Origin of the sequence: Microbacterium sp. Root322 (genome assembly GCF_001425645.1) — a bacterium.
GTDB lineage: Bacteria > Actinomycetota > Actinomycetes > Actinomycetales > Microbacteriaceae > Microbacterium > Microbacterium maritypicum.
Window position 1 is genome coordinate 868,478 of the sequence record NZ_LMCS01000001.1, and the last position, 24,283, is coordinate 892,760.

Genomic DNA, 24,283 nt, shown 5'->3' on the forward strand with positions numbered 1-24,283 from the left:
GTCAGGGTCGCAGCAAGATTAAACAGCGCGGGCTCCAGCTTCGGGGCACCGGTCTAAACCGGGGCGACGATGGTCGGTGTGCTACACAGCGCAAGCGCTCGCGGGCGAGCGGCGGGCACGTATCAACAGTATCAGAATCTGAGGGTCTCCTAAGACCGCTGGCCACCCTCGACGGGTCCGTCTCCGATGTGATTCGCCGAGCCGGGCGCACGGTCTTCGGGAACCTCCGTCGGCAGGTTCGTGTCGCTGACGTTGGGCAGCCGCATGCTCGTGAGGACGATCACGTCGATCGCGAGCGACATCAGCACGCCGGCCACGATCGACAGGAAGAACACCATCGGCTGCAGCCACGGCTGACCGGCGAGCATGATCATCGCGACGACGAAGAGCCCGAGCTTGAGCAGCCAGCCGCCCAGGACGATGGCGAAGAACAACTGCACGTAGATCGGGTCGCCGTACCAGCGGTTCGCGATCAGGATGCTGATGCCGGTGATCGCCAGGAAGACGGCGGCCAGGAGCACGCCGAGCAGACCGCTGACGAGCCCCTCCCCCTGAGCGACGAGGTAGCCGATGCCCCCGGCGATGATCGCGAGCACGACGGTGGCGACCGCCGACCAGATGAGGGTGCGACGCAGGATCGGCGTGCTGGAAACAGGACTCGGGCTCATCAGGACTCCACGGGTGTCGGATCGGGTTCGGCGCCCGCTGCGCTCTTCCTGCGGCGGGTGGGACTCAGCGTGACGACGAGGCAGGCGGCGATGCCCACGATGCCGAAGCCGACACCCGGCAGGTACTGGCCGGGCCAGTCCTCTCGGGCACCGACGTACATGAGCAGGACGGCGAGGGAGACCACGGCCGTCCAGGCGTAGAAGATGAGCACGGCGTCACGGTCGCGGTGACCCAGATCGAGCATGCGGTGATGCAGGTGCTTCCGGTCGGGCGAGAACGGCGATCGTCCCGCGCTCATGCGTCGGAGCACGGCGAGTCCGAAGTCCAGCAGCGGCAGCAGGACCACCAGCAGCGGGAGCAGGATCGGCAGGAAGGCTCCGACCAGCTGGGAACGCCCGAGCCGCTCGGGGTCGAGGGCGGACGGATCCATCTGCCCGGTGATCGCGATCGCCGATGTGGCCATCAGGAGGCCGATCACCAGTGCACCGGAGTCGCCCATGAAGATCTTCGCGGGGCTCCAGTTCAGCGGCAGGAAGCCGAGGCAGGCTCCGATGAGGACGGCGGCGATGAAGGTCGAGAGGTTGAAGTAGCTGGAGGCGCCGGAGTCGCGCGTGAAGATGTAGGAGTAGGCGAAGAACACGCCGTTCGAGATGAGACACACACCGGCGACGAGCCCGTCGAGTCCGTCGATGAAGTTCACCGCATTCATCACAATGACGATCGCGAACATCGTGATCGTGATGCTCAGCCAGCTCGACACCACGATGAGGTCACCGAACGGCAGAGACAGGATCTGCAGTCCCCCACCGACCGTGATGACGCCGGCAGCGAGGAACTGCGCGCCGAGCTTGATCATCCAGTCGATGTCCCAGAGGTCGTCGACGACCCCGATGATCGCGATCAGCAGGGACGCGCCGAGGATCGACCACATGGTCTGCGGCGGCACCCAGATGCTCTGGAAGAACGGGTTCACCGCGGAGAAGCCGAACGCCGCGGCGATGGCGAGGAAGATCGCGACGCCGCCCAGTCGTGGCTTGGGGGTGGTGTGCACGTCCCGGTCGCGGATCGCGGGGTACAGCTTGAACCGGAGGCTCAGCTTCCACACCGCCCAGGTCAGCGCGAACGTGATCGCGGCGGTGAGGATGATCGTGAAGAGGTACTGCTTCACGAATCCCCGTCCTGCTCCTGCGCGTGCTCAGGGTCATGCTCGTGTCCGGCGTGGTCCTCGGGCTCGAGGAGGTCGCCGAGGACTTCCTCGAGCTGCTCCCTGGTCACGGCGCCGTCACGGAGGATGCGCACCGTCCCGGGTTCGGAATCCGCGCCGCGGCGCACCAGGGAGGTGGCATCCACGATGGTGGACGCGATGCCGTCCTTGCTCAGGCCGTCTGCGAGATAGACCGCGACGCTGTCACCCAGCATCTTCTCGGCGTCGTACGCCGAGATGGCCGCGGCTTCGCCCGTGAGGTTCGCGCTGGAGACGGCCAGCGGGCCGGTCTCCGCGAGCAGTTCGAGGGCGACCCGGCCCTCCGGCATGCGCACCGCGACCGTGCCGAGAGTCTCTCCCAGGTCCCACACCAGCGACGGCTGCGCGGGCAGCACGATCGTCAGTCCGCCGGGCCAGAATGCCTCGACGAGGCGCTCGACCGGCTCCGGAACGGACTCGGCCAAGGCGGCGAGCGTCTCCTTCGTGCCGATCAGCACGGGCGGCGGCTGATCCCGCCCGCGCCCCTTCGCATCGAGGAGGCGCTGGACGGCGGCCGGGGAGAAGGCATCGGCGGCGACGCCGTACACCGTGTCTGTGGGGATGACGATGAGGTCGCCACGGCCGATCGCCTGGCGCGCGTGGCGCATGCCGGCGAGGAGCTGCGACTCGTCGCTGCAGTCGAAGATGGTTGACATGACGGTTCGATTCTATGCGGCGCGGCCAGTGAGCACGCTCGGAGGTTGCTGATCAGGGTCGGAGCGCGGTGGTGGTGCGATCCCGGAGCGTCAGGTCGCGGTGCGTCGCCGGCGCGCGCCAGCCGTCGGCCGCGAGGAGGTCCCTGATCGACTCGCCCTGCAGTTCGCCGTGCTCGATGACGAGGAGACCACCGGGGCGCAGCAGCCGCAGGGCCCGTGAGCTGAGCACACGCACGATGTCGAGACCGTCCTCTCCCCCGTACAGCGCCATGGCCGGATCGAACAGCCGCACCTCCGGATCGCGGGGAATGGCGGCATCGGGCACATACGGCGGATTCGAGATGACCACGGAGGCCGTGCCGTCGAGCTCCGGGAAGGCTTCCCCCAGGTCGGACAGCACCAGCGTGAGGTTGTCGACTCCCGCGACGTTGCGGCTCGCCCAGGCATGCGCGTCCTCGGAGAGCTCGGCGGCGAAGATGCGCGCGTGCGGCACCTCGGTGGCCATCGCGAGGGCGATCGCCCCGCTGCCGGTGCCGAGGTCGATGCCGACCGGTGCGGACTCCGGGGAGCTCAGCAGGGCGTCGATCGCGTACTGCACCACGGTCTCCGTCTCCGGACGGGGTACGAAGACGCCGGGGCCGACGGCGAGCTCGAGGTGACGGAACGGCGCGGTTCCGGTGATGTGCTGCAGCGGCTCCCTGGCTGCACGACGCGTCACGGCCTCATCGAGCGCCGACACCGCTGCGTCATCGATGCCGTCGCCACGGACGATCGCCGCCTGCACCTCGCCGCGTCGTCGTCCGAGGATGTGGCCGGCGAGCAGCTCTGCGTCGACGAGAGGGTCGGGCACTCCGACATCGGCCAGACGCTGGGCCGCCGTGCGGACGACCGCAGCGAGAGAGGTGTCAGACATGCCTTCCAGCGTAGAGTGCGAGCGGCCGTCACAAAGGCCTCCCCATAGGACCCCTCCCCTAGGCTGGTCCGCAGCGACCCCGCACAGGAAGGCTCATCATGCCCGGCATCCACTCCGACATCACGACCGCGTTCGGCAACACACCGCTCGTCCGCCTGAACCGGGTGACCGAGGGACTGGGTGCGACCGTCCTCGCCAAGCTCGAGTACTACAACCCCGCCTCGAGCGTGAAGGATCGCATCGGGATCGCCATGGTCAACGCCGCCGAGGCATCGGGTGAGCTCACGCCGGGCGGCACCATCGTGGAGTCCACGAGCGGCAACACCGGCATCGCTCTCGCGATGGTCGGCGCCGCGCGCGGCTACCGCGTGATCCTGACGATGCCCGCCTCCATGTCGAAGGAGCGCCGGGTCCTGCTGAAGGCGTTCGGCGCGCAGATCGTGCTCACCGACCCCACCAAGGGCATGAGCGGTGCGATCGAGGAGACCAAGCGCATCGTCGCCGAGACTCCCGGAGCCATCTGGATCCGCCAGTTCGAGAATGCCGCGAACCCCCAGATCCACCGCGAGACCACGGCGCAGGAGATCCTCCGCGACACCGACGGCGCGGTCGACATCCTCGTCGCGGGCGTCGGCACCGGTGGAACCGTCACCGGGACCGGACAGGCGCTCAAGGCGGCGAAGCCCGGCGTCCAGGTGATCGCGGTCGAGCCCAAGGATTCCCCGGTACTCACCGAGGGACACCCCGGCCCGCACAAGATCCAGGGCATCGGCCCGAACTTCGTCCCCGGTGTGCTCGATCGCGAGGTGCTCGACGAGATCCTCACCGCCGAGTTCGACGAGTCCATCCGCGTCGCCCGTGAGCTCGCGGCCAAGGAGGGTCTCCTCGTGGGCATGTCATCCGGCGCCGCGGTCGCCGCCGCGCTGAAGGTCGCGGCCCGACCGGAGAACACCGGCAAGACGATCGTCGTCATGATCCCCGACACCGGTGAGCGTTACATCTCCACCGCGCTGTTCGAGGATCTGCGCGAAGACTGAGACCGGCGATGGGCATGATCGGGCGGATGCGCGAGGACATCGCGGCCGCACGCCTTCGGGATCCGGCCGCGCGCAGCGCCGTCGAGGTCGCTCTGCTCTACCCCGGGCTGCACGCCGTCTGGGCGCACCGCGTCTCGCATGCGCTCTGGCGGCGCCGCCTGCGTCTGCTCGCACGCGCCGGCTCCCAGGTGTCGCGCTGGCTGACCGGGATCGAGATCCACCCCGGCGCGAACATCGGCCGTCGCTTCTTCATCGACCACGGCATGGGCGTGGTCATCGGCGAGACCGCCGTGGTGGGCGACGACGTGATGCTCTACCACGGCGTCACGCTCGGCGGACGCACACGCGCTTCCGGGAAGAGACACCCCACGCTCGGAGACGGAGTGGCCGTCGGCGCCGGCGCCAAGATCCTCGGCCCCGTGACGATCGGGGCCGGCTCCGTGGTCGGTGCGAACGCCGTGGTCACTCGTGACGCCCCCGCCGACAGCGTGCTCGTCGGAGTGCCAGCGAAGCCGCGTCATCGCACGGTCGGCGAGGATACCAGGGCTCTGCTCACCGCGCCGGACCACTACGCGATCTGAGTAGACGAGAACGGCGGACGCCCTAGGCGGTGTTGCCAGACACCTTCGGGCGCCTTGTGGGCGGGTGTTGGATGCGTGTCGCGTGATGCGATCTCTGACGAGGCCTGGGCTGTGATCGGCCCGCAGTTCCCGAACGTGAAGTCGACGGGACGGTCACCGGCGGATCGGCGCACCGTGGACGAGGCGACTGCGTAGCAGTACCGAACGGGCGCGCCGTGGCGGGATGTTCCGGACCGGTTCGGGAGCTGGAACACGATCTACAAGACCTTCGACCGGTGGTCCGAGCAGGGCGGGTGGGCGCGGGTGCTGGACGACCCGGTGAGCTCAGAACTCCTGAAACGCGGGCGCTTGAGCGCTTTGCGTGGTCGCGGCCTGGGCATTCAAGCCCGCGCACCAGCTCGGATACACCCGGAACCCACGTTTGCCTGGCCGCCTTCCTGACGTGACGCCGAGCGCTGTCAGGTGCGCGCTGGTGAACCGGAACATCCCTCGCTGATCATGCTGTTCCACGAAGACAAGCAGCCCCGCTGCGGGATCGGCATCGCTGAACGGCACTGTGTTCCCCTCCGCGTCCCTTTGCCAGAACGCGACGAAGGCCCCCGGTTTGGTCGGAGTGTTCCGCGCTGTGCGAATATGCCAAGCCCCTTCGCCTATCTGGACAATCCCGGACTCATAGTCGCTGTTCTGGGTCTCGGGGATGACTTCAGCGGTCACGCCCACCTCCGCCGAGTAGACCGCGAAGGCGTTGAACTGCATGCAGCCACGCTATCTTGCCGAGCCACCAGCCCGGGCCTAGGCTCCACACACCTATAGCAATACGGCCTAGCAGCCCGACAACCAGGACCGTGATCGCGACGAAACCCGGAGCCGACTACTCGACAAGGTGGGCAAAGTCTTCGGTGTATCCGAGTATCAATATCGGGGAAGTGGCAAGCGTGGCTTCTAGCCGCTGCCAAGCCCTGCTCTCCTGCTGTCCATAGAGGTGCTTGAGGTCCTCCACCAACGCCGGAACGTCTTGATCGGTGGTGCTGTCGAGTTGGCGGACGAACCCGAGCGTCGACGCACCGATTCCGAAGAGCACGTAGTTGTGGCGTTCGCAGATGCGTTTCACTACCGCACGGAGCTGAAACGGATTCCAGTCAACCGAGAAGTACCCATTTGGGATGTTCGCAAGCAGATCGTCATCATGCCGGCCGGGGAGGCACTGCACGACATGCGCATCGTCGAGCAGCAGATCAGGCTGGCGGTTGAGGTCCGACAGCGCATCGATGTCGGTTTCGCTGGTCGTGAGCTCGCCACGCAACTGCTCCCACGCGACCATTCTGCCCAGATCGCGAAGCGCTCGCCCTGTGGCTTCGAAGAGCGCTGCTTCGTACGTGTCGACCGCTTCCGCATTGTCATCGTCGGGGTAATCAAGGTCATCGCCGAAGCCGTGCTCGTTCGCCGCGTGTCCGCTCGTATAGAGACACTGATTCAGGTCGTCCAAGGTCACGAAGCTGCGCCCATTGGCAACCTGTCCAGCGCCGACCTGCTGGAATGCGTCAAACAGCTCAGCGAACGACGACGCCCCCTTGATCAGCGCGACACTGAACCGGTCAAGACCCCGGCGTCCGTCAACTGTGGGGAGTGCGACGAGCTCCAACCGCGATTGTTCTCGCCCTTCAAATTCCATCGATACCGACTACGCACAGCGAGGCGAGCTGATCCGACAGCGACAAAGGGACAGCCACTTTAGCAACACGCCCTAGCGGCGTTGGCCCTTGACCGCCGCGACCTTCTTACGCAGGAAGAGGAGCGGGAGCAGCACGCTGCCGAGCGCCGTGATCAGCCAGACGATGACCGCACCGAGCAGCCACCCGGTCAGGTCGGTGATCCGCAGCCCGCCGATGGGCAGCAGCACGACGACGACGAGGGAGATCAGCGTCGAGAAGATCCCGATACCGCCCATCAGCACCGGCGCGTAGCGGTTGGCCATCTTGCCGACCCAGGGCGCGAGCACGCTCTGCAGGATCGCGAAGATCAGGATGCAGATGACGAAGCCCCACCACTTGTCCCACTCGATCGTGAAGCCGTCGAGGAGGAGGTCAGCGGCGATCAGGCCGAGACCGGCGGACACCACGTAGAGCAGGCCGCGGAACAGGAAAGTGATCACGGGCCGAGCATAGCGCTGTGCACGCACGATGGTGGGGAGCACGGCGTCCGCGCTCCCCACCACCGGAGCGTCACTGCGCCACGAAGAACGGGACGGCTCCGGTCAGGATGCCGACGCCGAGCATGACCAGCGAGACGATCGTGGCGCGCCACAGCACCTTGCGGTGGTGGTCGCCCAGGTTCACGCTCGCGAGCGACACGAGCAGCAGGATGGCGGGTACCAGCGGACTCTGCAGGTGCACGGGCTGGCCGGTGATCGACGCCCGCGCCATCTCCACGGGATCGATGCCGAAGTTCGCGGCGCTCTGGGCGAGCACCGGGAGGATGCCGAAGTAGAACGCATCGTTCGACATGAAGAACGTGAACGGGATCGAGAGCACACCGGTGATCGGCGCGAGGAACGGACCAAGCGCCGGTGGGAGCACGTCGGTGATCCACGTTGCCATCGCATCGACCATCCCGGTGCCGGTGAGCACGCCGACCAGGACTCCTGCGGCGATCACCATGGAGACCACGCCCACGATGCTCGGTGCGTGCGCGACGATCTCCGAGGCCTGTTCCTTGATGCCACGGAAGTTGATGACGAGCGCGAGGCCCGCTCCCACCATGAACACGTACGGCAGCGGCAGGATGTCGAGCACCAGCAGCACCATGACCGCGACGGTGAGAGCGAGGTTGAACCAGATGAGCTTCGGCCGGAGGGTGGGCCGTTCAGGGTCCAGCATCGTGTCGGCCATGGCCGTGTCCGCGGGATCGACGCTCGCGGCGGAGACGGGAGCGTGTCCGCCGGCGACGACCACGAGGTTGCCGGTGCGCAGCGAGGCGCGCGCACCCGGCTTCGGCTCTGCCCCGCGGAAGATCTTCGGCACCGTGGAGAGCGTCCCGCCGTCGGCGCCGACCAGCAGCCCCTCGGAATCCAGGCGACCGAGTCGCCGGCGCTCCTGCAGGCCCAGGATCCATGCGAAGCCGAGGGTCACGACGATCCCCGCTCCGAGCGCCGGCAGCATCGGCACGAAGATGTCTGTCGGCTGCAACCCCAGGGCCGTCGCGGCCCGCACGGTGGGTCCGCCCCACGGCACGATGTTCAGCGTGCCGTTCATGAGGCCGGCGACGCAGGTCAGCACGACGGGACTCATCCCCAGACGCAGGTAGATGGGCAGCATCGCCGAGGTCGTGATGATGAAGGTCGTCGAACCGTCGCCGTCGAGCGACACCGCTCCGGCGAGGATCGCGGTGCCGAGCACCACCTTGGCCGGGTCGTCACCGAGCAGGCGCGTGATCAGCCGGATGAGCGGGTCGAACAACCCCACGTCGATCATGATGCCGAAGAACATGATCGCGAACATCAGCAGGGCCGCGGTCGGTGCCATCGCGCCGATCGAGTCGAGGATCATGTCGCCGAGGCCGAGGCCTGCTCCCGCGAAGAGGCCGAAGACGGTCGGAACGAGGATCAGCGCGACCATCGGAGTGAGGCGCTTGGTCATGATGAGCGTCATGAACGCGAGCACCATCGTGAATCCGAGGAGCACCAGCACCCACTCGGGTGGCACGAAGGCCACGTCGTAGGTTGGCGCCTCTTCGGCGGCCGCGAACAGGCCGGTGAGTGCGTCGGGCATTGCGTTGACTCCTTCGTCGTGGCTCCGTCGTCCGTGACGGATCCCGATGAGACTAGGGAATCGGCGCGCTCAGGGAGCGGTATCCCGCATTCCCTTGCGTTGTGCGCGTAGCGTGGGTTCTGCGCATATTGCGCGGAGAGCTACGGGAGAAGCACGGTGCCGAGGACGACGTCGACCAGACCACGGTTCGCCACGCGCGCCCTGCTGCTCCAGCTCGCCACGGTGACCCTCGTCGTCGCCCTGTGCACCGGCGTGTATCTGCTCCTCACCCTGCAGCAGCTTCGCGCGGAGGCCGAATCGACAGCTCTGGGCATCGCCCGTACGCTGGCGGAGGACCCGCAGGTTCGCGCCGAGGTCGCCCGCATCTCGCTCGCCGAAGGAACGCCCGACGCAGAAGAACTCCGCGACGGCGAACTGCAGCGCCTCGCGTCCGAGGTCACCGTCCGCACCGGAGCCCTGTTCGTCGTGATCACGGACGACAACGGCATCCGTCTCGCTCATCCCACCCCCTCCCGCATCGGCGAAGAGGTCAGCACGCCGTACGAGGCCGTGCTCGCTGGCGCCGAGGTGGTCGACTGGCAGACCGGGACGCTCGGGGAATCCGCGCGCGCGAAGGTGCCGGTCCGTGACGCCGCCGGCTCCCCCGTAGGCGAGGTCAGCGTCGGGTTCGAGCGCGCAGGCGTCTTCGACGACCTGCCACCGCTTCTGGCGATGATCGCGGGCACCGCCGCCGGGGCGCTCGCGCTGGCGGTCCTCGCATTCCACCTGCTCCGGCGGCGCTGGGAGCGGCTGACCCTCGGTGTCCAACCGGAGGAGCTCGTCGCGCTCGTGCAGAATCAGACCGCCGTGCTCGACGGCGTGGACGACGGGGTGCTCGCGGTCGACACACGAGGTGTGGTGCGCGTGAGCAACGCCGCCGCCGATCGCCTGCTCGGACTGGACGAACCTGTCGGGCGGTCCATCGACGAGCTCGGGCTCGCCCCGGCGGTCCTCGATGCAGCGACCGGCGCCCGCACTCGCTCGAGTGCCATCGTCGGAGACCGGATGCTCTACCTCGACTCGCGCCCCGTGGTGCGCGACGGCCACGCGCTCGGCGACGTGCTGATCGTGCGCGATCGCACGGATCTGGTCGCCCTGACCGAGCGCCTGGAGACCGTCAGGACGATGACGGCGGCGCTGCGCGTGCAGCGGCACGAGTTCGCCAACCGCATGCACGTGGCCGCCGGGCTGATCGACGCCGACCGGGTGCCGCAGGCCCGGGCGTTCCTGGGCGAGCTCGTGGACCGCGGCCCCGTGGCGTTTCCCGTCGTGGGACTCGACCTCGTGGGCGACCCCTTCCTGCACTCGTTCCTCGGCGCCAAGGGGGTGGAGGCGGGAGAGCGCGGCGTCGCCCTCCGGATAGCGGAGGACACCCAGCTGATCGGCACCGTGCAGGAGGCCGAGGACGTCGCGGCCGTGCTCGGCAACCTGATCGACAACGCGGTGACCGCCGCCGTCTCGGGCGAGCGGACCCCGCGCTGGGTCGAGGTGGCACTGCTGGATGACGGCGATGCCCTCGTGTTCACCGTCTCCGACTCCGGACCCGGCCTCGGAGGCATCGAGCCGTCGCCTGCACAGCCGAGGGAGGGGACCACGGACGACGACGTGCACGGGCATGGGATCGGCCTCCCCCTCTCCACCGAGATCGCCCGTCGCAGCGGCGGGGACCTCTGGGTCATCGATCAGGGCGGTGCCGACAGCGGTGCGGTGTTCGCCGCGCGCATCGGCGGAGCCGTGGCACGGACCGCACCCGACGAGAAGGAGAACACATGACCGAGCCTGTACGCGTGCTCATCCTCGACGATGATTTCCGAGTGGCCCAGCTGCACCAGGGCATCGTGGACGATCATCCCGGCTTCGCCGTGACGGGAACGGTGCGCTCTCTCGCCGAGGCCCGCGACAGCGTGCGCGCGTCTCGCCCCGATCTCCTGATCGCCGACGTCTTCCTTCCCGACGGGGACGGCATCGCGCTCGTGCGGGAATCCGGGATCGACGCGATCCTCATCTCCGCGGCCGACGACGCCGCCACGGTGCGCAGGGCACTGCGCTCCGGGGCGCTGGGCTATCTCGTGAAGCCGTTCGAAAGACGAGCACTGTCGAGCCTCCTCGATCGCTACATCCGCTATCGCAATCTCCTCAGCGGTGACCGCGCACTGCGGCAGGAGGACGTGGACCGAGCTCTGGCGATCCTGCACGGTGCGGGTGAGCCCGTGTCGATCTCGCGCTCGGCGACGGAGCAGCTCGTTCTCGCCGCGCTCGGCGACGGTGAGGCTTCGGCCGCAGAGGTCGGCGAACGCGTCGGGATCTCCCGCGCGACCGCGCAGCGGCACCTGGCGGCGCTGGCCGCCAGGACCGTCGTGGAGGTGCGCCTCAACTACGGCTCGACCGGACGCCCCGAGCATCGGTACGCCGCCCGCACCTGAGCGGCCGACGCGTGAGAGCGTTCGTCAGGAGTCGGAGCCGACCGCGGCGAGCCGTGCTTCCTCGTCGGCGGTGATGGCGCTCTCGATCAGCGGATCGAGCGCTCCATCCATGACCTGATCGAGGTTGTAGGCCTTGAACCCGGTGCGGTGATCCGCGATCCGGTTCTCAGGGAAGTTGTACGTGCGGATGCGCTCCGAGCGGTCCATGCCCCGGATCTGCGATCGGCGGGCGTCGGATGCCGCAGCGTCGAGTTCCTCCTGCTGACGCGCGAGCAGTCGGGCACGCAGCACGCGCATGCCCGCCTCGCGGTTCTGCAGCTGAGACTTCTCGTTCTGCATCGAGACGACGATGCCCGTCGGCACGTGCGTGATGCGCACCGCGGAGTCCGTCGTGTTCACGGACTGCCCACCGGGACCGGAGGAGCGGAACACGTCGATCTTGAGATCGTTCTGGTCGATGTGGATCTCCTCCGGCTCATCGACCTCGGGAAAGACGAGCACGCCGGTGGTCGACGTGTGGATGCGCCCCTGCGACTCGGTCGCCGGCACACGCTGCACGCGATGCACGCCGCCCTCGTACTTCAGGTGCGCCCAGACGCCCTGAGCGGGATCGGACGACGAGCCCTTGATCGCGACCTGGACATCCTTGTAGCCGCCGAGGTCGGACTCGTTGCGTTCGAGCAGCTCCGTCTTCCAGCCCTTGGAGGCCGCGTACTGGATGTACATGCGCAGGAGATCCGCGGCGAACAGCGCGGACTCCGCACCGCCCTCCCCCGCCTTGATCTCCATGATCACGTCGCGGGCGTCGTCCGGGTCACGCGGGATCAGCAGACGCCGCAGACGCTCCTGCGAGGCCTGCAGCTCCTCCTCCATCGCCGGGATCTCCGCGGCGATCGACTCGTCCTCGCGAGCGAACTCACGAGCGGTCTCCAGATCGTCGGTCGCAGCGACCCACGCTTCGTAGGCGGCGACGATGCGCGACAGCTCGGCGTAGCGGCGGTTGACGCGCTTCGCTCGGGCGGCGTCGGCGTGCACCGCCGGGTCGGAGAGTTCCTCCTGCACCCGGCGATGCTCGTCGATCAGAGTCTGTACGGACTCGAACACGGCTCAGCCGCTCAGCGGATGTTGTTGTCGTGCCCGTGCGCGCCCGAGGGGAGCGTCGGGATCGACTTCTGCATCTGCACGAGGAACTCGACGTTGGAGTTGGTCTCCTTGAGCTTGCCGAGCACGACCTCGAGGGCCTGCTGCTGGTCGAGGCCGGCGAGGGCGCGACGCAGCTTCCACGTGATCTTGACCTCGTCGGCCGAGAGCAGCATCTCTTCGCGGCGGGTGCTCGACGCGTTGACGTCGACGGCCGGGAAGATGCGCTTGTCGGCGAGCGAGCGCGACAGGCGCAGCTCGCTGTTGCCGGTGCCCTTGAACTCCTCGAAGATGACCTCGTCCATCTTGGAACCGGTCTCGACGAGCGCGGTCGCGAGGATGGTGAGCGATCCACCGTTCTCGATGTTGCGCGCGGCACCGAAGAAGCGCTTGGGCGGGTACAGCGCCGAGGCGTCGACGCCACCGGTCAGCACACGACCCGAGGCCGGGGCGGCGAGGTTGTACGCGCGGCCGAGGCGGGTGATCGAGTCGAGCAGCACGACGACGTCGCGGCCCAGCTCGACCAGGCGCTTGGCGCGCTCGATCGCGAGCTCGGCGACCGTGGTGTGGTCCTCAGCGGGGCGATCGAAGGTCGAGGCGATGACCTCTCCCTTCACCGTGCGCTCCATGTCGGTGACCTCTTCGGGGCGCTCGTCGACGAGCACGACCATGAGGTGGACCTCGGGGTTGTTCTGCGCGATCGCGTTCGCGATCTGCTGCAGCACGATGGTCTTGCCCGCCTTGGGCGGCGCGACGATGAGGCCGCGCTGGCCCTTGCCGATCGGGGCTACCAGGTCGATGATGCGCTGGGTCAGCTTCTCGGGGGCCGTCTCCAGACGCAGACGCTCCTGCGGGTAGAGCGGCGTGAGCTTGCCGAACTCCACGCGGGTGGCGGCGTCGTCGACCGAGAGGCCGTTGATCGAGTCGACCTTGACCAGCGCGTTGTACTTCTGGCGACCCTGCTGCTCGCCCTCGCGGGGCTGCTTGATCGAGCCGACGACGGCGTCGCCCTTGCGCAGGTTGTACTTCTTCACCTGTCCGAGGGACACGTACACGTCGCTGGGGCCGGCGAGGTAGCCGGTCGTGCGGACGAAGGCGTAGTTGTCGAGCACATCGAGGATGCCGGCGATCGGGATCAGGACGTCGTCCTCGCCGATCTCGGTGTCGAACTCGTCGGTCGGGGTGCCGCTGCGGCGCTTGTTGCGCTGACGGTTGCGGTTGTTGCCGCCGGCCTGGTCGTCGTCAGCCGCCGGCTGCGCCTGCTGCTGCTGCTGTTCCTGCGCGGCGCCGTTCTGCCCGCGTCCGCGATTGCGGCTACGGCTGCGGTTGCGGCCGCGACCGCCCTGCTCCTCGCCACCATCGGAGGAGTCGGAGTCGTTGTTCTGCGAGGTCTCCACGGGAGCGGCTTCGGAGGCGGACTCCGCTGCCTGCTCCGCGGCGGGTGCCTCGGCATCGGCGGCCGGCTTCTGCGCACCGCGGCGTCCACGCCCGGTCGTCTTGGGGGCGGGCTCGGCAGGAGCCTCGGCGGGTGCCGCCTCGGGGGCGGGTGCTTCCGGAGCAGCGGTGTCGGCGGCCGGAGCCTCGGCATCGGCCTTCTTGGCGCGGCTGCGACGCGGCGCCTTCGCCTTGGGCGCGGCCTCGGTGGGCTCCGCACCTGCGGATGCCGTCTCGGGGGCGGCGGCTTCGGGCGCAGCATCCGACTTCGCGGCCTTCTCGGCCTTCGCCGCTTCGGCCTTCTCGGCCTTGGCTGCCGCCGTGGCGGTGCTGGCGCGACGCGGTGCGCGCTTACGCGCCGGTGCGGACTCGGTGGCCGACTCCGCGGATGCCGCGGGTGCTTCGGCGGTGGGCGCCGACTGGTCGTTCTGGGTCTCGGAGAGGTTCTCCACGAGTACTCCCTTATATGTCATGGGGAATGAGCGTTGAACGCACACAACGGGTGCTGCGCGCGATCGCACGGGCTGACGCTCGGCGCCAGCCAGCCTCGGCACTTGTGCCACAGGGATTTGCGTGCGGGTCTTGCAAGATTTGCAATGGGGCCAGATTCACGCAGTTACGTGGAGCCCTCCGCTCGAGTCCCCACTGTACCACCACGGACGTCGACTGCGAGCAGGAGCGCCTCCCACGGGGTGTCGGTGACTCGATCGGCCAGCTCGACCGCGTCCTGGCGGCTGCCCGGCCCGTCTGCGAGCACGAGAACGCTGGGGCCCGCTCCCGAGACGACGGCGGCGAAGCCCGCTGCGCGCAGCGCCTGCACCAGACGCTGCGTCTCGGGCATGGCTCCTGCCCGGTAGTCCTGATGGAGCCGGTCGGCGGTGGCGTCAAGGAGCAGCTCGGGGCTCTGCATGAGCGCGGCGATCAGCAGCGCGGAGCGCGAGACGTTGAACACGGCATCCGCGGTGGAGACCTGCGGCGGCTGCAGCGACCGCGCCTGCGATGTCGACATCGTGTAAGCGGGAACGAGAACGAGGGGCGAGACGCCACGGTGGACGAGCAGCTTCTTGTGCTGCGGTCCGCGCTCCGACATCCACGCGATCGTAAGACCGCCGAAGAGAGCCGGCGCGACGTTGTCGGGGTGGCCTTCGAGCTCGGTCGCGAGGCGGAGGAGGTCGGTGTCGCCGATCTCGACATCGCCCTCGAGCAGGCCCTTCGCGGCGAGCACTCCTGCGGCGACGGCGGCGCCGGAGGAGCCGAGCCCCCGCCCGTGCGGCACGGCGTTCTCGGCGACGATGCGCAGCCCGGGGACCGGACGCCCGGCGTCGGCGAAGACGTACGCGATGGTGCGCACGATCAGGTTCGACTCGTCACGCGGGATCTCGCTCGCGCCGGAGCCCGTCACCTCGATCTCGAGCTGGCCCGCGGGCAGCGCCGTCACGAGAAGGGTGTCGTAGACGCTGAGAGCAAGGCCCAGCGTGTCGAAACCGGGGCCGAGGTTCGCGCTGGTCGCGGGAACCCGCACCTCGACCGTGCGGCCTTCGACCGCACCGCCCGACGCGGTCGCGGAGGCTGCCGCCATCGTCACTCGCCTTCCACCCGGAGCACCGAGACCACACGGGCGACGACCTCGCTGTCGGCGAGAGCGTCGACCGTGGCGCTGAGCGCCTGCTCGGTGGCGCGGTGGGTGCCGATGATGAGGCGTGCCGTCGGCTCGTCCTCTCCCTCGACGGTCTGCACGACCGTCGCGACCGAGACGCCGCCGTCGCTGAGGATGCCGGCGACCGTGGCGAGCACACCGGGCGCGTCCGCGACCTCGAGAGTGATCTGGTAGCGGGTCGTGACGTGGCCGATCGGCACGACGGGGAGGTTCGCGCGGGTCGACTCCCCCACCCCGACACCGCCGGCGATGTGACGGCGGGCGGCGGAGACGACGTCGCCGAGCACGGCGGATGCGGTCTGCACACCACCGGCCCCAGCTCCGTAGAACATGAGGGATCCGGCGGCCTCGGCCTCGACGAACACCGCGTTGTTCGCGCCGTGCACGGAGGCGAGCGGGTGCGACGCGGGCACGAGGGCCGGGTAGACCCGCACCGAGATCGACTCGGCACCGTTCGCCTCGATCCGCTCGCACACGGCGAGCAGCTTGATCACGAAACCGGCGGCGCGTGCCTCTTCGATCATGGATGCCGTGATCGAGGTGATGCCCTCGCGGTAGACGGCTTCCAGCGGGACAGCGGTGTGGAACGCGAGGCTCGCGAGGATCGCCGCCTTCTGCGCGGCGTCGTAGCCCTCGACATCCGCCGTCGGATCGGCTTCGGCGTAACCAAGACGCTGCGCGTCCGCGAGCACGTCGGCGAAGTCGGCGCCCTCGGTGTCCATCCGGTCGAGGATGTAGTTGGTGGTGCCGTTCACGATGCCCATGATGCGCACCACGCGGTCGCCGGCGAGCGAGTCGCGCAGCGGACGGATGATCGGGATCGCGCCGGCGGCTGCAGCCTCGTAGTACACGGAGGCACCGACGCGGTCGGCGGCCTCGAACAGCTCGGGGCCGTGCGTTGCCAACAGCGCCTTGTTGGCGGTGACGACATCGGCGCCGGAGCCGATCGCCTGCAGGATGCTCGTGCGCGCCGGCTCGATGCCGCCGATGAGCTCGATCACGATATCGGCGCCCAGGATCAGCGACTCGGCGTCGGTGGTGAAGAGCTCCTTGGGCAGGTCGACGTCACGCGGAGCGTCGACGTCGCGCACGGCGATGCCGGCGAGCTCCAGCTCAGCACCGGCACGGTCGGCGAGCTCATCGCCGTGGCGCAGCAGGAGCGCCGCGACCTGAGAGCCGACGGCTCCGGCACCCAGCAGCGCCACACGAAGTCGTCGGTAGTCAGTCATGGTTACTCCTTCGGAGGTGGGTCATTGGTCTCCCTCGGGGGCGTTCGCCCCGTCGATGCCCGCGTCGCGGGCCAGCACGTCATCGATGGTCTCACCACGGACGATGACCGCCGAGCGCCCGCCGCGTACGGCGACGACAGGAGGACGCGGGGCATGGTTGTAGTTGCTCGCGAGCGAGACGCAGTACGCACCGGTGGCCGGCACAGCGAGCAGATCGCCCGGCACGAGGTCTTCGGGCAGGTACTCGTGATCGACGACGATGTCACCGGACTCGCAGTGCTTGCCCACCACTCGGCTGAGGCGGGGCTCGCCCTCTCCGACGCGCGAGGCGAGGCGAGCCGAGTACTGCGCGCCGTAGAGGGCCGGACGCGCGTTGTCGCTCATTCCGCCGTCGACGCTGATGTAACGGCGCACGGCTCCGGAATCGATCGTCACGTCCTTCGTGGTGCCGACCTCGTAGATCGTCACACCGGCCGTGCCGACGATGGCGCGCCCCGGTTCGAACGACAATGCCGGGACGGGGATGCCCCTGGCCGCGCAGTCCTCGGCCACCGCGGTGACGATGGCGGCGGCCAGTCCCTCGATCGGAGTCGGGTCGTCGACCCGCGTGTAGGCGATACCGAACCCGCCGCCGAGGTTGAGCTGCGGCACCGGTCCGTCCGCGAGCAGGGACGCGTGCAGGTCGAGCACGCGGGACGCCGATTCGCGGAAACCTGCGACGCCGAAGATCTGCGAGCCGATGTGGCAGTGCAGGCCAGCGAACACTAGGCCCGGGATCTCTCTGATGCGTGCCACCGCCCGCTCGGCGTCCGGGAAGGGGAAGCCGAACTTCTGGTCCTCGTGCGCCGTGGCGAGGAAGTCGTGGGTCTCGGCGTGGACGCCGCTGATCACGCGCACCAGCACACGCTGCGTCGCTCCGGTGCGGGCGACGATGGCCGCGAGCCGCTCGATCTCGATGGCGCTGTCGACGATGATCGTGCCCACGCCCACCTCGACCGCCCGCTCGAGCTCGGCCACCGACTTGTTGTTGCCGTGGAACCCGAGAGAGGCCGGTGCGACTCCGGCGGCGAGGGCGACGGCGAGCTCTCCCCCGGTGCACACGTCGACGCGCAGTCCCTCGTCGACGACCCAGCGCGCGACCGTGGTGCAGAGGAAGGCCTTGCCCGCGTAGTACACCTGCGCCGTGGTGCCGTTCTCGGCAGCCGCCTGGTCGAAGGCGAGCCGGAACCGCCGCGCACGGCCGCGCACCTCGTCCTCATCGAGCACGAGCAGCGGGGTGCCGTAGGTGCGGGCGAGCGTGGTGGCGCTGACGCCCGCGATGTCGATCGCACCATCGGCGTCGCGCGTCGCGGAGGCCGGCCAGACACCGTCGGCGAGATCGTTCGCGTCTTCAGGGACGGCAAGCCATTCCGGAGCGAGCGAATCGGCAGGGAGAAGCACTGATCACCAATCGTGGGAAGGATCTCGGGCAGGGCGCGCACATCGAGGTTGACCCGATTCTAGGGCACCGGCCCCGCCACCTTCGTCACGGCGACGCGCGGCGTCAAGCCCCTGCATCCTGTCATCGTCGCCTCTTAGGGTGGGGTCGTGACGAACAGCGAAACACGAACAGACTCCCCGGCGCGTCCGGGTCTCATCGCGCGCATCACCGGGCCGCTGATCGCCTGGGCGCTCGCACGTCGCCCGGTGCGCGCTGCGCTGCTGTACATCGAACGCCGCGGCCCCATGCTCGCCGACAGCGTCACGTACCGCGCGCTCTTCAGCGTGTTCGCCGGCGTGCTGCTGGGCTTCTCGATCGCTGCACTCTGGCTCGCCGGGAACCCGGTCGCGTGGCAGGCGATCATCGACGCGGTGCAGTCGGCGGTGCCGGGGCTGATCGGCGAGGACGGTGTGATCAAGACCGAGGACCTGCGCGCACCGGCCTCGCTGTCGATCGCCGGCATCATCTCGCTCGTCGCGCTCGTGGGCGCGGCGCTCGGAGCCATCGGCTCCCTGCGCGCAGCCGTGCGCGTGCTGGCGGGGACCCTGCAGGACGACATCCTCTGGATCTGGGTGATCTTGCGCAACCTCGCGCTCGCGATCGGAATCGGTCTCGCCTTCGTCGCCTCGGCCTTCCTCACCTTCGCCGGCCAGCTCGGCATCGTGTGGATCACCGGCCTGCTCGGACTCCCCGAGGACTCTCCGGTGGCCACGTGGACGGTGCGCCTGGTGTCGCTCCTCGTCGTGTTCGCGCTCGACGCGGTGATCATCATCGGCGTGTTCCTCCTGCTCTCCGGTGTCCGCCCGTCAGCACGGTCGCTCTGGTCCGGCGCGCTGCTGGGTGCGCTGGGTCTGCTGGCCTTGCAGGAGCTGTCGAGCCTCTTCGTGGGCGGCGCCACCAGCAACCCGCTCCTGGCCTCGTTCGCCTCGCTGCTCGCGCTGCTGATCTGGCTGAACTTCTCCGCTCAGGTGATGCTGTTCGCCTGCGCCTACATCGTGACCGCCGAGGAGGAGAGCACCGACCGGGTGCACGCGAGGTTCGCGGCGACCACGTTCCCCGAGCGACGTCTGCAGCGCGCGGAGGTCGAGGTGCGGATCGCGACGGCCGAGCTCCGCGCGGCGCAGAAGGCGGCGGCCGCCGACGCGGGTTCCTGATCCGCGCTCCTCGTTGTGACCAGATCATCTAGATTGGTCACAACGAGAGGGCATCATGGATCCCCGACGCACGAGCATCACCCTCCCCCATTCCACGGTCTCGACCCTGGAATGGCGACCCGAGTGCGAGTCCGCAGTGCCGGTGCTGCTCCTGCACGGAGGCGGCGCCGACAGTGCCGAGCTCTCCTGGGGCGCGGTCGGAGCAGCCCTGGCCGCAGCCGGACACCGCGTCTTCGCGCCCGACCATCCCGGTTTCGGGCGCAGCGCCCGCGCGGAGTGGCCGCTCACGCAGGAGCGACTCGTGCGGCATGTGGGGGAAGTCGTCGACGGGCTCGGTCTGCACGATTACGCGATCGCGGGCCTCTCCCTCGGCGGCGGGATGACGCTCGGGCATCTCCTGGATCAGCCGGGGCGCGCGAGATCCGCCGTGCTGCTCGGATGCTATGGGCTGATGCCGCGGCTGGCCGATGGCCTCGTAGGCCGGATCACCCATTTCGGCACCTTCGTGCTGTTGCGCACCGGGCTGCTCGCCGCGATGACCCGCTCCTACGCGCGCAACCGCTCCGCGATGGAACGCGGCCTCGGCGACCTGGTGCGCACTCCGCAGGCACGGACTCCCGAGCTCGTCGAGGCCGTGCTCACCGAGGCCACCGTCGGCACCGGTCTGGAGACCTTCGCACAGTGGCAGCACGAGCAGGTGCTCTGGAATCGACTGCGCACGCTCTACACCCCGCATCTGCCATCGATCACGACGCCCACGCTCCTCGTGCACGGTGATCGCGACTCGGGAGTCCCGCTCGCGCGCATCCGCACCGCCGCCGAGCTGCTGCCCGCGGGGTCGCTGGTGACCGCTCCCGGTGCCGGCCACTGGGTGCAGCGCGATCGTCCGGACGTCGTCATCCCCGCGATGCTCGACCACCTGGAGAGGACCACGGATGCCCCGGCCCCGCGTCCCTGACCGTCGCGACCGCATCCTCGATGCCGCGGAGGAACTCGTGCTCGCCCACGGGTTCGACGCCATGAGCGTGGCGTCGATCGCCGACCGTGCAGGGATCGGCAAAGGCGCGGTCTATCTGGAGTTCGCCGGCAAGCGCGAGATCCTGGATGCGCTCCTGCAGCGCGGCACGACGCGCATGAACGACCGTGTGAGCCGTGAGCTGGGTGACCGACCGCGACTGAGTGCGGCGTATCGCGCGAGCGCCCGCGCTCTGAGCGACGACGCGCTGATGACGGCGGCTTTCCTCGACGATCGCGGCATCCTCGGGGAACACGTGGCGGAGGTCACCGACGGCCGGTATCGCGATCGGCAGCGACGCGTGATCGAGTGGCTCCGCGCGCTGCAGGACCGGGGGGAGATCGTGGCGGACGTGGACGTCGAGGCGCTCGCCCTGGCGCTGTCGAGCGCCTCGATCGGGCTGCTCTCCGCGGCGCGACTGCTCGGCCCGTTCGAGCCCGCCCACCTCGAACGGGCCATCGACACGATCGGCCGCATGGCCGAGACCTTCGAGAGGAACTGATCATGCACGTCGAGACCTTCGGCGCCCGCGACGGGCATCCGCTGCTGCTCCTGCACGGCGGAGGCGTCGCCGGATGGATGTGGGAGCCGTTGCGCACCCATCTCGGCGAGGGCGTGCGCGTCATCGTCCCCGACCTGCCCGGTCACGGACGCAGCGCAGACGAGACCTATGTCTCTCACGCAGTCACGACGGCGGCACTCGCCCGCGTGTTGGAGCAGGAGGGCCGAGCGGCGACCGTCGTCGGGTTCTCGCTCGGGGCGCAGCTGACGGTCCAGCTCGCCGCACTGCACCCCGACCGTGTGAGGAATGCCGTCGTCGTCAGCGCGCAGGCCGTGCCGATGCGGGCGACCCGCCCCACCCTCGCGCTCCTGTCCGCGACGGCGGGACTGGCGAAGCGGGAGTGGTTCGCGAGGATGCAGGCACGGCAGCTGTTCGTCCCGGATGAGCTGCTGGACGACTACCTGCAGGCATCGAGCACGATCTCCCGAGAGACACTGCTGCGCTCCGTCGAGGAGAACCTCCGCTTCGCACCTCCGGCCACCTGGCGGTCCTACCCCGGCGCCGCGTCCATCCTCGTCGGCGCGAAGGAGAGGTCGCTCATGAAGCGGTCGGCCGCACTCCTGCATGCCTCGCTCCCCCACAGCGACCTGGAAGTCGTCGAGGGGTGCGGACACGGTATCCCGCTGCAGCGGCCCGCCTGGCTCGCACGCCACATCGCCGCGACGTTCGGCGACAGTCCCGACGTCGCTGGGCCTCCGGGGCTCTGAGGGTCAGCTGGGGCAGACGCCCTTGTCCTGGAGCGTCGTGTCGGTGACGATCGCTCCGTTCACGTCGACGTCGATCACGGCCGCGCCATCGATGATCTCGAGCCCCGTGAGGGTGAGCCCGGCCGGCAGCTGATCGGCGATGCACACCCGCTGGGGCTGGGTCAGGCCTTCGCCGAGGGAGCCGAGAGTGGAGGCGACCCGGTCGAGATCGATGTCGAGTCCGCCGATGCTCGCCCCGACGGGTGTGAGCTCGAGGTCACCGTCGACCGTGCCGGGCGTGAGGGTCAGCGAGAGCGGCACCGCGGCTCCGAGCACGCTGATCGACCCGCTCACCGTGGCGTTCGGGGCCGCGAACTCCACCGATTCCACGGGCAGATCGGTGCCAGCGAGCAGTGCGGTGAACTGCTCCTGATCGATGCGGATCGTCCCGGTGGCACCACCGAGATCTCCCCCGCGCAGCGGGACGCCCGTCGCGGTCACATCGGCAGCTCCGGTGATGCCCTCCAGCGTCACGGAATCCGTGGACAGACGCAGAGTGTCGAGTGTGCCGCCGATCAACTGCGGCAGCAGCAGACCCTCCGTCTGCACATCGAGTTGCTGGTCGGAGGGCAGATCGAGCTGTTCCACGACGATCGACCGCACGACTCCTGGCAGCACGGCTCGTGCGATGAACTCCGCGGCGACCACGAGAGCGGCGAGGACCACGACCACGACGAGCAGCACCCAGGGCCACCGCGGCCGTGTCCGCGGTGCGGCGTCCGCAGCGTCAGGCGCGGAACCCGGGATCACGAGCGTCGGATGCTCCGCCGCGGCATCCGGATACGGCAGGGTCTGGTTGTCGTCGCTCATGACTGCCATCCTGCCGTACCGAGCAGGAGGCGTGCGTGCGCTACATGCGCTCCGGCGCCGAGACTCCGAGGAGGTCGAGCCCGTTGCGCAGCACCTGGCCGGTGGCGTCGTTGAGCCACAGGCGGGTGCGGTGCACGCTCTCGATCGGGTCGTCGCTCAGCGGGATCACGCGGCAGTTGTCGTACCAGCGGTGGTACAGGCCGGCGAGCTCCTCGAGATAGCGGGCGACGCGGTGGGGTTCGCGCACCTCGGCGGCGAACGCCACGATGCGCGGGAACTCCTGCAACGCGCCGAGCAAGGCGCTCTCGCTCTCGTGCGTCAGCGTCTCCGGCGCGAACTCGGAGCGATCGATGCCCGATTGACCGGCGTTGCGGGCGACGTTGTGCGTGCGCGCGTGGGCGTACTGCACGTAGAACACCGGGTTGTCGTTCGTGCGCTTCTGCAGCAGCTCGGGGTCGAGATCGAGCGGAGAGTCCGCAGGTGAGCGCTCCAGCGAGTACCGCAGCGCATCGGTGCCGAGCCAGTCGAGCAGGTCGTCCATCTCGATGATGTTGCCCGCGCGCTTGCTGAGACGGGCCCCGTTGATCGAGACCATCTGGCCGATCAGCACCTCGACGTTCTTCTCCGGGTCCTCCCCCGCCGCACCGGCGACGGCCTTGAGGCGGTGCACGTAGCCGTGGTGATCGGCGCCGAGCAGGTAGATCTTGTTCTGGAAGCCGCGGTCGCCCTTGTTCAGGTAGTAGGCGGCGTCGGCGGCGAAGTACGTGTACTCGCCGTTCGAGCGGCGGATGACGCGGTCTTTGTCGTCGCCGAAGTCGGTGGTGCGCACCCAGACGGCGCCCTCGTCATCGAACACGTGGCCCTGCTCGCGGAGGCGATCGACGGCCTGATCGATCAGGCTCGTTCCGGAAGCATCCTTCGCGTGCAGCGTGCGCTCGGAGAACCAGACGTCGAACGGCACGTTGAAGCGATCGAGCGAGCTCTTGATCTCGGCGAGCTGGAACCCGTAGGCGAGTTCGAGTGCGACGCTCGACTGCTCGGCGTCGGGGAGTGACAGCAGGTCGGGACGCGCTTCGAGAACGCGACCGGCGAGGGTCGTGATGTACTCCCCCGGATAGCCGCCCTCGGGGGTCGGCTCGCCCTTGGCCGCGGCCAGGACCGAGACGGCGAAGCGCTCCATCTGCGCGCCCGCGTCGTTGATGTAGTACTCGCGGACGGCGTTCGCGCCGCTGGCGAGGAGCAGGCGCACGATCGAGTCGCCGAGAGCTGCCCAGCGCGTGTGGGCGATGTGCAGGGGTCCGGTCGGGTTCGCCGAGACGAACTCGACGTTCACGCTGACGCCCGCCTGCGACGAGTTCGTGCCGTAAGCGGAACCGGCATCGACGATGACCTTCGCCAGTGCACCGGCGGCAGCAGCATCGAGGCGGACGTTGATGAACCCCGGGCCTGCGACCTCGGCGCTCGCGATGCCGTCGACGGCGGCGAGGCCGTCGACGATCTGCTGTGCGAGCTCGCGCGGGTTCGTGCCGAGCGGCTTGGCCAGGCGCATGGCGATGTTCGAGGACCAGTCGCCGTGGTCGCGGTTGCGGGGGCGCTCCAGCACGATGTCGGATGCGGAGAGCTCCAGCGGCTCGCCGGGACGTCGTTCCTCGGCGATCGGTGCGAGGACGGCGAGGAGGGCTGCGGCGAGGGTTTCGGGGTTCATAGCCTCCCCAGTTTACGGGGCCG

General features: G+C 69.0%; 23 protein-coding genes and 1 pseudogene. 9 read left to right on the forward strand and 15 right to left on the reverse strand.

Annotated elements, in window-relative coordinates; all coding sequences use genetic code 11:
- Positions 1-149: 149 nt before the first annotated feature.
- From ASC55_RS04120 to prmC, 4 genes are read right to left on the reverse strand one after another with little or no spacing between them, the layout of a single operon-like run.
- Positions 150-668: a hypothetical protein gene (locus ASC55_RS04120; RefSeq protein WP_017830996.1), complete on the reverse strand. Its 519-nt coding sequence runs from the start codon at positions 666-668 to the stop codon at positions 150-152.
- Positions 668-1,837 carry an MraY family glycosyltransferase gene (locus ASC55_RS04125; protein ID WP_017830997.1) on the reverse strand — a complete coding sequence of 390 codons (1,170 nt, stop codon included), beginning with the start codon at positions 1,835-1,837 and terminating at the stop codon, positions 668-670. Before ASC55_RS04125 ends, ASC55_RS04120 begins: the two co-directional genes overlap by 1 nt.
- Positions 1,834-2,568 carry an L-threonylcarbamoyladenylate synthase gene (locus ASC55_RS04130; RefSeq protein ID WP_055872826.1) on the reverse strand — a complete coding sequence of 245 codons (735 nt, stop codon included), beginning with the start codon at positions 2,566-2,568 and terminating at the stop codon, positions 1,834-1,836. The genes ASC55_RS04125 and ASC55_RS04130 overlap by 4 nt, the downstream gene beginning before the upstream one ends.
- A 52-nt stretch (positions 2,569-2,620) precedes the next feature.
- The gene (gene prmC, locus ASC55_RS04135) at positions 2,621-3,481 is read right to left on the reverse strand and encodes a peptide chain release factor N(5)-glutamine methyltransferase (protein ID WP_055872828.1); all 861 of its coding nucleotides are present in this window, start codon (positions 3,479-3,481) and stop codon (positions 2,621-2,623) included.
- Between the two features lie 98 nt (positions 3,482-3,579).
- On the opposite strand from prmC, the gene cysK reads away from it, so the two are divergent.
- The 3 genes and pseudogenes from cysK to ASC55_RS17845 all read left to right on the forward strand — a co-directional run.
- Entirely contained in the window at positions 3,580-4,518 is a 939-nt protein-coding gene (cysK, locus tag ASC55_RS04140) for a cysteine synthase A (protein ID WP_055869004.1), read from the forward strand.
- An 8-nt stretch (positions 4,519-4,526) separates the two neighbouring features.
- Positions 4,527-5,099, forward strand: coding sequence for a serine O-acetyltransferase EpsC (gene epsC, locus ASC55_RS04145; RefSeq protein ID WP_055869005.1), 573 nt, complete (start codon positions 4,527-4,529; stop codon positions 5,097-5,099).
- A gap of 210 nt (positions 5,100-5,309) precedes the next feature.
- Positions 5,310-5,393: pseudogene (locus ASC55_RS17845) on the forward strand (transposase); the annotation flags it as partial.
- Positions 5,394-5,423: 30 nt separating this feature from the next.
- On the opposite strand, the gene ASC55_RS17465 reads toward ASC55_RS17845, so the two are convergent.
- From ASC55_RS17465 to ASC55_RS04170, 4 genes are all read right to left on the reverse strand, one after another.
- Positions 5,424-5,855: a MepB family protein gene (locus tag ASC55_RS17465; RefSeq protein WP_055872830.1), complete on the reverse strand. Its 432-nt coding sequence runs from the start codon at positions 5,853-5,855 to the stop codon at positions 5,424-5,426.
- Positions 5,856-5,970: 115 nt separating this feature from the next.
- On the reverse strand, positions 5,971-6,771 hold the full coding sequence (locus ASC55_RS04160; protein WP_055872833.1) for a hypothetical protein: 801 nt from the start codon (positions 6,769-6,771) through the stop codon (positions 5,971-5,973).
- Positions 6,772-6,843: 72 nt separating this feature from the next.
- Complete coding sequence (locus tag ASC55_RS04165) at positions 6,844-7,251, reverse strand: phage holin family protein (RefSeq protein ID WP_031206276.1); 408 nt, start codon at positions 7,249-7,251, stop codon at positions 6,844-6,846.
- A gap of 70 nt (positions 7,252-7,321) precedes the next feature.
- Positions 7,322-8,866: a CitMHS family transporter gene (locus ASC55_RS04170; RefSeq protein WP_017831005.1), complete on the reverse strand. Its 1,545-nt coding sequence runs from the start codon at positions 8,864-8,866 to the stop codon at positions 7,322-7,324.
- Between the two features lie 156 nt (positions 8,867-9,022).
- On the opposite strand from ASC55_RS04170, the gene ASC55_RS04175 reads away from it, so the two are divergent.
- Together ASC55_RS04175 and ASC55_RS04180 are read left to right on the forward strand one after the other, a co-directional pair.
- The gene (locus tag ASC55_RS04175; protein ID WP_157559405.1) at positions 9,023-10,678 is read left to right on the forward strand and encodes a sensor histidine kinase; all 1,656 of its coding nucleotides are present in this window, start codon (positions 9,023-9,025) and stop codon (positions 10,676-10,678) included.
- Positions 10,675-11,328 (forward strand): response regulator, encoded by a 654-nt coding sequence (locus ASC55_RS04180; RefSeq protein ID WP_055872835.1) that lies wholly within the window; start codon positions 10,675-10,677, stop codon positions 11,326-11,328. The genes ASC55_RS04175 and ASC55_RS04180 overlap by 4 nt, the downstream gene beginning before the upstream one ends.
- A gap of 24 nt (positions 11,329-11,352) precedes the next feature.
- Here ASC55_RS04180 and prfA read toward each other — a convergent pair whose 3' ends face one another.
- From prfA to lysA, 5 genes are all read right to left on the reverse strand, one after another.
- The gene (gene prfA, locus ASC55_RS04185; protein WP_017831008.1) at positions 11,353-12,432 is read right to left on the reverse strand and encodes a peptide chain release factor 1; all 1,080 of its coding nucleotides are present in this window, start codon (positions 12,430-12,432) and stop codon (positions 11,353-11,355) included.
- Positions 12,433-12,443: 11 nt separating this feature from the next.
- The gene (gene rho, locus ASC55_RS04190) at positions 12,444-14,375 is read right to left on the reverse strand and encodes a transcription termination factor Rho (protein ID WP_235563082.1); all 1,932 of its coding nucleotides are present in this window, start codon (positions 14,373-14,375) and stop codon (positions 12,444-12,446) included.
- Between the two features lie 143 nt (positions 14,376-14,518).
- Positions 14,519-15,481 (reverse strand): homoserine kinase, encoded by a 963-nt coding sequence (gene thrB / locus ASC55_RS04195; RefSeq protein WP_055872840.1) that lies wholly within the window; start codon positions 15,479-15,481, stop codon positions 14,519-14,521.
- A gap of 2 nt (positions 15,482-15,483) precedes the next feature.
- Positions 15,484-16,788 carry a homoserine dehydrogenase gene (locus ASC55_RS04200; protein ID WP_055869010.1) on the reverse strand — a complete coding sequence of 435 codons (1,305 nt, stop codon included), beginning with the start codon at positions 16,786-16,788 and terminating at the stop codon, positions 15,484-15,486.
- A 21-nt stretch (positions 16,789-16,809) separates the two neighbouring features.
- Positions 16,810-18,228: a diaminopimelate decarboxylase gene (gene lysA / locus ASC55_RS04205; protein WP_055872842.1), complete on the reverse strand. Its 1,419-nt coding sequence runs from the start codon at positions 18,226-18,228 to the stop codon at positions 16,810-16,812.
- 147 nt (positions 18,229-18,375) lie between these two features.
- Here lysA and ASC55_RS04210 point away from each other — a divergent pair, with 147 nt between their 5' ends.
- From ASC55_RS04210 to ASC55_RS04225, 4 genes are read left to right on the forward strand one after another with little or no spacing between them, the layout of a single operon-like run.
- On the forward strand, positions 18,376-19,422 hold the full coding sequence (locus ASC55_RS04210; protein WP_082524221.1) for a YihY/virulence factor BrkB family protein: 1,047 nt from the start codon (positions 18,376-18,378) through the stop codon (positions 19,420-19,422).
- 55 nt (positions 19,423-19,477) lie between these two features.
- On the forward strand, positions 19,478-20,380 hold the full coding sequence (locus ASC55_RS04215; RefSeq protein WP_055872844.1) for an alpha/beta fold hydrolase: 903 nt from the start codon (positions 19,478-19,480) through the stop codon (positions 20,378-20,380).
- Complete coding sequence (locus ASC55_RS04220) at positions 20,358-20,939, forward strand: TetR/AcrR family transcriptional regulator (RefSeq protein WP_017831015.1); 582 nt, start codon at positions 20,358-20,360, stop codon at positions 20,937-20,939. The genes ASC55_RS04215 and ASC55_RS04220 overlap by 23 nt, the downstream gene beginning before the upstream one ends.
- A 2-nt stretch (positions 20,940-20,941) precedes the next feature.
- Positions 20,942-21,706 (forward strand): alpha/beta fold hydrolase, encoded by a 765-nt coding sequence (locus ASC55_RS04225; protein ID WP_055872846.1) that lies wholly within the window; start codon positions 20,942-20,944, stop codon positions 21,704-21,706.
- 3 nt (positions 21,707-21,709) lie between these two features.
- Here ASC55_RS04225 and ASC55_RS04230 read toward each other — a convergent pair whose 3' ends face one another.
- Positions 21,710-22,555, reverse strand: a complete 846-nt coding sequence (locus tag ASC55_RS04230) for an LmeA family phospholipid-binding protein (RefSeq protein WP_055869015.1) — start codon at positions 22,553-22,555, stop codon at positions 21,710-21,712.
- A 40-nt stretch (positions 22,556-22,595) separates the two neighbouring features.
- Positions 22,596-24,260: an arginine--tRNA ligase gene (gene argS, locus ASC55_RS04235; RefSeq protein ID WP_055872848.1), complete on the reverse strand. Its 1,665-nt coding sequence runs from the start codon at positions 24,258-24,260 to the stop codon at positions 22,596-22,598.
- Positions 24,261-24,283 lie beyond the last annotated feature (23 nt).

Bases quoted from the DNA above. Each gene is read 5' to 3' on its own strand.
- ASC55_RS04120 (WP_017830996.1), bottom strand. From the start codon at position 668: ATGAGCCCGAGTCCTGTTTCCAGCACGCCGATCCTGCGTCGCACCCTC.
- ASC55_RS04130 (WP_055872826.1), bottom strand. From the start codon at position 2,568: ATGTCAACCATCTTCGACTGCAGCGACGAGTCGCAGCTCCTCGCCGGC.
- prmC (WP_055872828.1), bottom strand. From the start codon at position 3,481: ATGTCTGACACCTCTCTCGCTGCGGTCGTCCGCACGGCGGCCCAGCGT.
- cysK (WP_055869004.1), top strand. From the start codon at position 3,580: ATGCCCGGCATCCACTCCGACATCACGACCGCGTTCGGCAACACACCG.
- epsC (WP_055869005.1), top strand. From the start codon at position 4,527: ATGGGCATGATCGGGCGGATGCGCGAGGACATCGCGGCCGCACGCCTT.
- ASC55_RS17465 (WP_055872830.1), bottom strand. From the start codon at position 5,855: ATGCAGTTCAACGCCTTCGCGGTCTACTCGGCGGAGGTGGGCGTGACC.
- ASC55_RS04160 (WP_055872833.1), bottom strand. From the start codon at position 6,771: ATGGAATTTGAAGGGCGAGAACAATCGCGGTTGGAGCTCGTCGCACTC.
- ASC55_RS04170 (WP_017831005.1), bottom strand. From the start codon at position 8,866: ATGCCCGACGCACTCACCGGCCTGTTCGCGGCCGCCGAAGAGGCGCCA.
- ASC55_RS04180 (WP_055872835.1), top strand. From the start codon at position 10,675: ATGACCGAGCCTGTACGCGTGCTCATCCTCGACGATGATTTCCGAGTG.
- rho (WP_235563082.1), bottom strand. From the start codon at position 14,375: ATGACATATAAGGGAGTACTCGTGGAGAACCTCTCCGAGACCCAGAAC.
- thrB (WP_055872840.1), bottom strand. From the start codon at position 15,481: ATGGCGGCAGCCTCCGCGACCGCGTCGGGCGGTGCGGTCGAAGGCCGC.
- ASC55_RS04200 (WP_055869010.1), bottom strand. From the start codon at position 16,788: ATGACTGACTACCGACGACTTCGTGTGGCGCTGCTGGGTGCCGGAGCC.
- ASC55_RS04215 (WP_055872844.1), top strand. From the start codon at position 19,478: ATGGATCCCCGACGCACGAGCATCACCCTCCCCCATTCCACGGTCTCG.
- ASC55_RS04220 (WP_017831015.1), top strand. From the start codon at position 20,358: ATGCCCCGGCCCCGCGTCCCTGACCGTCGCGACCGCATCCTCGATGCC.
- ASC55_RS04225 (WP_055872846.1), top strand. From the start codon at position 20,942: ATGCACGTCGAGACCTTCGGCGCCCGCGACGGGCATCCGCTGCTGCTC.
- ASC55_RS04230 (WP_055869015.1), bottom strand. From the start codon at position 22,555: ATGAGCGACGACAACCAGACCCTGCCGTATCCGGATGCCGCGGCGGAG.
- argS (WP_055872848.1), bottom strand. From the start codon at position 24,260: ATGAACCCCGAAACCCTCGCCGCAGCCCTCCTCGCCGTCCTCGCACCG.